This window comes from Streptomyces soli (assembly GCF_003999195.1).
GTDB lineage: Bacteria > Actinomycetota > Actinomycetes > Streptomycetales > Streptomycetaceae > Actinacidiphila > Actinacidiphila soli.
Window position 1 is genome coordinate 21,372 of sequence record NZ_RJVR01000069.1, and the last position, 6,000, is coordinate 27,371.

The following is a 6,000-nucleotide window of genomic DNA, read 5'->3' on the forward strand; positions in this document are numbered from 1 at the left end:
GCAGTCTGTCGACAGTGGTCCTAAGAACTGGTTCAGACGTCGATGGCGGGCGGTGTCCGTTTGGTCAGGAGCGGGTTCGTTCCAGGCGCAGGGACGGGACCGGGCATCTTGCGACGGCGCGTTTGGCGTGAGTGAGCAGGGGTGTAGGGATGGTGTGGTCGGGGATGACGGGGTATCCCCATTCGTCCAGGTTGATGCCCCTGGCAGGCGATGCGGTCGATGCCGAGCAGGTAGGTGCTCATCGCCATCCCTCCTGTTCGAGGCCGGGCAGGTCGGGGACGGTGACAGTGGCCGGTTCGTTGGCGGCGGCGCAGGGGCCGCCGCGCAGGTGGCAGTGGACGTCGTCGGCGAAGGCATGGAGGGCGGTGGCGGCCAGGCGGGAGGCACCGTCGGGGTGGCGGGCAGGCGCCGCGTGCGGGGAGCAGGCCGACGCGGCTGTGCAGCCGGTCCATCAGCTCGTGGTCGGGTGTGCCCCAGGCGAGGGTGGCGAAGTCCTCGGCGACGGCGGGCTCCGCTGGCACCGGATGCGGCAGGCGGCCATGCGTGATCGTTTGGGCGAAAAACGGGAGATCACTCACGTGTTCGCCACCCGAACCGGCAACCCAGTCGAGCCGCGCAACCTGTACCGGTCCGGTGGACGACGTCGAGCTGCCCGGTGTCCGCGTCGAACTTCACCGCCTGGACGTGACCGGCGAGTTCGGGCACGGCCGCGGCGACGATGCTCTCGAACTGGGCAAGAACGTCGCCGCCGCCGACCGGTGCGGCCCAGGCCCATTCGGTCATCATCGCTGTGATTGCCTCGCCGAGACCGAGCGGGTCACGGCCGTCGCGCCGGGCCTCACGGGTGCGGCGCCGGGGCTTCTCCGTCTGGCCGCCGCCGTTCTTCTTCGCCGCCTCGCGGGCCGCGAACAGCGCCTGGCGGGCCAGGTCGGCTCCGCTCGGCTCCGCTTCCGTGGTCACGTGATCACCGCTCCGGCAAGATCGTCGCTGATCGGGCGGGCGGCGAGGGTGGCCAGGCGGTCCGCCCACGGTGCGGGGGCGGCCGCATTGGCGCGTCCGCCGGTCAGCTCGCGCAGCTGCTCCAGCCGCGTGGCCAGCAGATGCTGCGCGGTGCGCTCCCGGGCCTGCTCGGCAGCCTTGGTCGCCGCGGCGACCGCGATCGGACCGTCCGGGTACCAGCGGTGGTGACGGCGGCCCTTCTCGGTGTCGTACGCCCGCTTCGCCTCCGCCTCCGCCTCGGCCTCCGGCGTGCGGGCCAGCATCGCCAGCGCGCGCCGGCGGCGACGGGGCCTCCGCTCTGCCGCAGACCACGGTCCACCAGCACACCGGGCCGACCTACGTGCAGCACACGCAAGTGCACACCGACACCCGCTGGTTCGGCAGGACCGCCAGCCACCTTCCTCCCGGCCAGAGCTGACGCTGACGTCTGCCTGTCCCCTCCCGCGCCCGCAACGGGCCCGGGGCGGGCAGGGAGCCGCAACAGCCACCACACGTGTCCCGGCCGCGACACGCACGCCGCTCCCCTCACCGACGACATACGAAGGAGCTTCCCGACCGTGCCTGACGACAACAAGCACCAGATGCCGCACACCGACCAGACCGCGCAGGTTCCGCCGCTGGACGCCCAGTTCGACAAGGAGTCCCGTTTCGCTGACCTGCGCCAGTGGTGGACCGCCGCCTGGACCGACGGAGGCGTTCTGTACGAGCGGTGGGAGGAGCTTCGGCTCGCCCCCGAACTCGGCTGGCACGCCATGGCGAACTGGATCAAGACGGCGCTGGGTCTCGCCGGGATCTGCGCCGCCATCATCCTGGTGACCGCCGCCTCCAGCATCGTCGGCGACACGCTGGACCGCCTGCTGACCGCAGCCCCGACCGTGAAGGTCGGCGTCGACACCACGGGCGGCGTGCGGGGCGTCATCGACAGCCCGGTGCGCTCCTACATCGCGACCCACTCCGCCTCGCTCGCGATCAGCGGCTCCACCGTCTACACCGTCTGGCAGCTGGTCGGTCTGTTCGGCCTGGTCGGCGGGTTCTGCCGCAGCACCGGCGCCCGCCTCACCTGGACAGCCTGGGGCGCGGCCAGCATCGCCATGGTGTGGTCAAACACGCCCGCACCCGGCCGCCAGGATGCCGCTGGCATCGCCGTCCTGGCCTGGCAGCCCTGTCCAGCCTGGCGCTGCGCGGCCTGCGTTTCTCTCCGGTCGCCTTCGTCCACGCCGACAACCAGGCACCCCCCGCCCCTGAGGTGGCGGTCCGCGCGGAGATCCACATGCCGCGGGTTCACACGTCGCGGCGCCGCACGACGACCACCGCGAGGACGACCGCGACGAGCGGCCAAACTGCGTACACGATCCGGGAGCCGGCGACCGTGGCGGTGTAGCCGAGGGATCCGGGATCCGGCTGCCAGTCCTGGACCAGGCGCTTCCAGGCGGTGACGACCATCGCGTGGTTAACGTCGGCAGACCAGCGCTTGCTCTGCGAGAAGATCGTGGGCAGCATCAGCAGCGTGAAGACGCTGGTGACCATGGTCGCGGCGCTGTGCCGGATCAGGACGCCGAGCCCCAGGCCGACCATTGCGCAGACCGGGGCCAGCAGCGCGGATGCCGCCAGCGCCCGGAACACCCCGGGATGGGTGATCGGCACCCCTGCGTGCCGACCGTTCAAGATGGCCTGGGAGGACGTGGCCGGTCGAACAGCGAGATCGCGGAGGATCTCTTCATCACGGTGGCCACCGCCAAGTCGCACGTGTCACGGCTGTTCACCAAACTGGGCGCCCGGGACCGGGTTCAGCTCGTGATCACCGCCTATGAGGTGGGGCTGGTCAAGCCGCCTCGCTGAGCACGTCGCTGGGCCCATCGCGAAGTCGGAAAGGTCGTGTCGCCCCCCGCATCAGAATCCTGCGGCGCTTCGCCCCTATCGCCTCCCACCCCGTCTGCCCGCCCATGCTCGAAGTCGGACGCGCGCGTCGGAGATGAATAGCGCACGGTTGGAATACTGACTCCTCACCAGTACGCCGCCCCCGCCGACGGCCGTACGATCGCCACCAGCATCGCCGTCCTCGCCTGGACCCTCGCCTCCGCGTTCGCCCAGCGCGGGCTGAGCCTGCGCCCGACCGTGTTCACCCACATCCACAACGCCGGTCACCAGGTCCAGCCGCAAATCCACATCCCCGCCCGGCCCGCCGACGACACCCCCCGACAACGTTCACCCGCTCCAGCGCTGACCCGTCGCCCTGCCCGGTCCTCGGCCGCCCCCGCGGCTGCCGAGGACCGGACAGGCCGCCCGGCCGCCCGCCTCACCCCGCGCCCCGTCGACGGACTCTCCGCCGGCGGGGCGCAGCACTGTCCGCTCGTCACTGACCCCTGGAGGACCTTCCGTGCTCACGCTCCGGCCGCGCCGCAGGATCGGCCGGCCGCGCCCCACCCGCCCCGGGCCCCGCTACCCGCGCCGCTCGCACCAGCTCCCGGGTTCCTGGGGCGCGTGATGGCCGGCCAGGGACAAGGGCCTGGTCGACGTCAATCTGTACGACGACGGCAGCTTCCCAAATGGAGTTCCAGCGTGTTCCTGAGCCGTTCGCGATGAGGGGAACGGCGCAAGTGAGGAGGTGAGAGCCTTCCCGCTGGCTGTCACTCGTGCGTGTGGAGTTCTCCGAGCAAGTGGCAGATTCTGCGAGTTGAGCCGGTAACTTGCGTGACTGTGCGGGATTCAGGAAGTCGCCGCCGTCTGACGTTGCGCACCGGGCAACCGGAGGACGGCGATGCGCACGGCCCCGGCGAGGCGGATGACAACGGCCGGCCGCCTAGCGGTCGAAAGTGATCACGTCAGCGACGAGCGCGTGCCAGCAAGGCCGCGTGCGGAAGTGTCAGCACGCCGTCGGAATCGGCGAACTCCAAGCTGAACAAGTCGAAATGGCGTTTGATCTCAGCGCGGGTCTCAGGCGCCTGGCTCTGCACGAGCTGTCCGGTGAACGCCACACCGGCCGCAGGACCGCTCCACCATTCCTCGGCACTGGCACGGTGGTCCCACAGGAGCGTCTCGCAGCCCGCGTCCCGCAGTCCCGCCGCCCCAAGCAGATCCGTTAGCCCGCTCTCATCTCGGGGGAAGTCCTCTTCAGACGGGAGTGGCGGAAGGTGGAGCGGCCGCACCGCACCTGCGGCCTGAATGGCGCGGCCGAGTAGGGCCTGCCCCGCCGCAGGAGGGACCGTCCAAATCGTCAGCGATATACGTCCGTTGGGCCGCACGACGCGGCGCAACTCGGCCAGCGCGGTCTTGGGCTGTCCCACGTGGTTCAACACGAAGTTCGCAACGACAGCATCGAACTCGCCGTCATCAAAAGGAAGCTCCGGCAGGGCAGCGACACGGATATCAGCCGCAGGCTCCGCCTGCCTGGCCAGTTCAACCATGCTTGGCTCCGCGTCCACTGCCGCCACCGTCGCCCCCCGGGAACGCGCGGCAAGGGCGACCGTCCCGGGCCCGGTCCCCACATCCAGCACCCGCACACCCGGGCCTACCTCGGCGGCGTCCAGCAACTGCGACACCGGATAGGCGCACAGCTTGGCGAAGCTTCCGGCATACGCGGCAGCCCGTCCCGCCCAGATCAGCCGCTCGCTCTCATCGAAGCCCGTCACCGCCACCAGCCACCCCTCCCAAACCGCGCTGAAGATCAACGCGCAACCGCCAGGACCCTAACGCACCGCACTCTCATGGACATGGAACGGCCAGAAGCAGGCACGGCCGACGGCCACCAACCCGCGTGCCTCTCTGGACAAGGGCAGCCCTACTACCAGCGGGTTCCCTCCACCAAGGCGTTGAGAAGTCACGAACCCGCTCGGGGAGGACGGGAACCGCCAGGCCCTGGCCCACTTCGTGACCACCAGCCCTTGGGACCCGTCCCATGTGCGGGCCCGGCTGGCCTGGACGATGGAAACCGCCGTCCGGCCGACCGTGCTGATCTTCGACGACACCGGGTTCCTCAAGGACGGCAAGGCCTCGGCGTGTGTGGCGCAGCAGTACACCGGCGCCGCGGGCAAGGTCACCAACTGCCAGGTCGGCGTGTCCTTGCACCTGGCCGCCGACCACGCCTCGGCCGCGGTCAACTGGCGGCTGTTCCAGCCCGAGGCCTGGGATCCGGCCTCGCCGAAGGCGGATCCGGACCAGGTCGCCCGTCGTGCCGCCTGCCAGATCCCCGACGACGTTGGGCATGTGGAGAAGTGGCAGCTGGCCCTGGACATGCTGGACGAGACCCGCTCGTGGGGGATCGAGGTGCCAGTGGCCGTCGCGGACGCCGGCTACGGCGACGCGGCGGCCTTCCAGCACGGTGTGCAGGCCCGCGGCATGCATTACGTGGTGGGGATTGTGCGCAGCACGGTGTCGAGCAGCGCGACCCCGCCGGGCTCGGCGGTGGCGCCCAGGACCTGTTCCAGCTGGGTGGGGTCGGCGTCGATGGCGATGGTCTCGCCGGCGCGGCGGCGGCCTCGCGGACCAGGCGGTCCGACGTGGTCCACACCGAGCCGAGCGCGAAGGGCTCGGCACCGGGCCGGTGCAAATGGGCGACCTTCCAGGTCTCGGGTCGCTGACGGTCCTGATGACGATCCGTGAACGCGGCCAGGACTACTCGTCGCCTCACTTGCTCTGCTGCTCAACCATGTGGGGAGTCGCAGCGTGCGTAGAGAAGGTGGGAGTACTGGGGCGCCCGCTCGCGGAGTGTTCGGTCCGTGCGGGCCGGTCAAGGGTGCCTTCGGGCACTGCGGGCCTCGACGGGGTGGGCGTCAGGCTCAGTGACTCGTTCGAAACCACCTTGGGCTCAACCTGCCTCGCAAGGGTTACCGCCGACGGCGGCCGGTTCGTCGGCGACAGCCGCTGCAGGCGGCCGGTTCGGCACCGCCTGATCGGCGGTATGCGCCTCTGCTTCGGGTGGCGAGTGTGACTTCAGTGACATGTGATGACTTCGAGTAATTCATCCGATTTACCAAGGAGCGTCTCCATGGCACAGCAGTCGTC

At 70.3% G+C, this 6,000-nt stretch carries 4 protein-coding genes and 3 pseudogenes; 3 read left to right on the top strand and 4 right to left on the bottom strand.

Features of this window, described 5'->3' with window-relative positions; all coding sequences use genetic code 11:
- Nucleotides 1-509: 509 nt before the first annotated feature.
- Nucleotides 510-632 (top strand): annotated as a pseudogene (locus tag EFK10_RS53760) (site-specific integrase); the annotation flags it as partial.
- Between the two features lie 324 nt (nucleotides 633-956).
- On the opposite strand, the gene EFK10_RS05580 reads toward EFK10_RS53760, so the two are convergent.
- Nucleotides 957-1,262: a hypothetical protein gene (locus tag EFK10_RS05580; protein WP_206305314.1), complete on the bottom strand. Its 306-nt coding sequence runs from the start codon at nucleotides 1,260-1,262 to the stop codon at nucleotides 957-959.
- 1,018 nt (nucleotides 1,263-2,280) lie between these two features.
- Complete coding sequence (locus tag EFK10_RS05585; protein WP_127354646.1) at nucleotides 2,281-2,643, bottom strand: hypothetical protein; 363 nt, start codon at nucleotides 2,641-2,643, stop codon at nucleotides 2,281-2,283.
- A 27-nt stretch (nucleotides 2,644-2,670) separates the two neighbouring features.
- Between EFK10_RS05585 and EFK10_RS05590 the strand changes: the two are divergent.
- Nucleotides 2,671-2,838 (top strand): annotated as a pseudogene (locus EFK10_RS05590) (response regulator transcription factor); the annotation flags it as partial.
- A 164-nt stretch (nucleotides 2,839-3,002) separates the two neighbouring features.
- Here the strand turns inward: EFK10_RS05590 and EFK10_RS51885 are convergent.
- A complete protein-coding gene (locus EFK10_RS51885; protein ID WP_265737473.1) occupies nucleotides 3,003-3,128 on the bottom strand; it encodes a hypothetical protein in 126 nt (41 codons plus the stop codon).
- A 693-nt stretch (nucleotides 3,129-3,821) separates the two neighbouring features.
- Nucleotides 3,822-4,628, bottom strand: a complete 807-nt coding sequence (locus EFK10_RS05595) for a class I SAM-dependent methyltransferase (protein ID WP_127354649.1) — start codon at nucleotides 4,626-4,628, stop codon at nucleotides 3,822-3,824.
- Nucleotides 4,629-4,827: 199 nt separating this feature from the next.
- On the opposite strand from EFK10_RS05595, the pseudogene EFK10_RS05600 reads away from it, so the two are divergent.
- Nucleotides 4,828-5,574, top strand: a pseudogene (locus tag EFK10_RS05600) (IS701 family transposase); the annotation flags it as partial.
- Nucleotides 5,575-6,000: the final 426 nt, after the last annotated feature.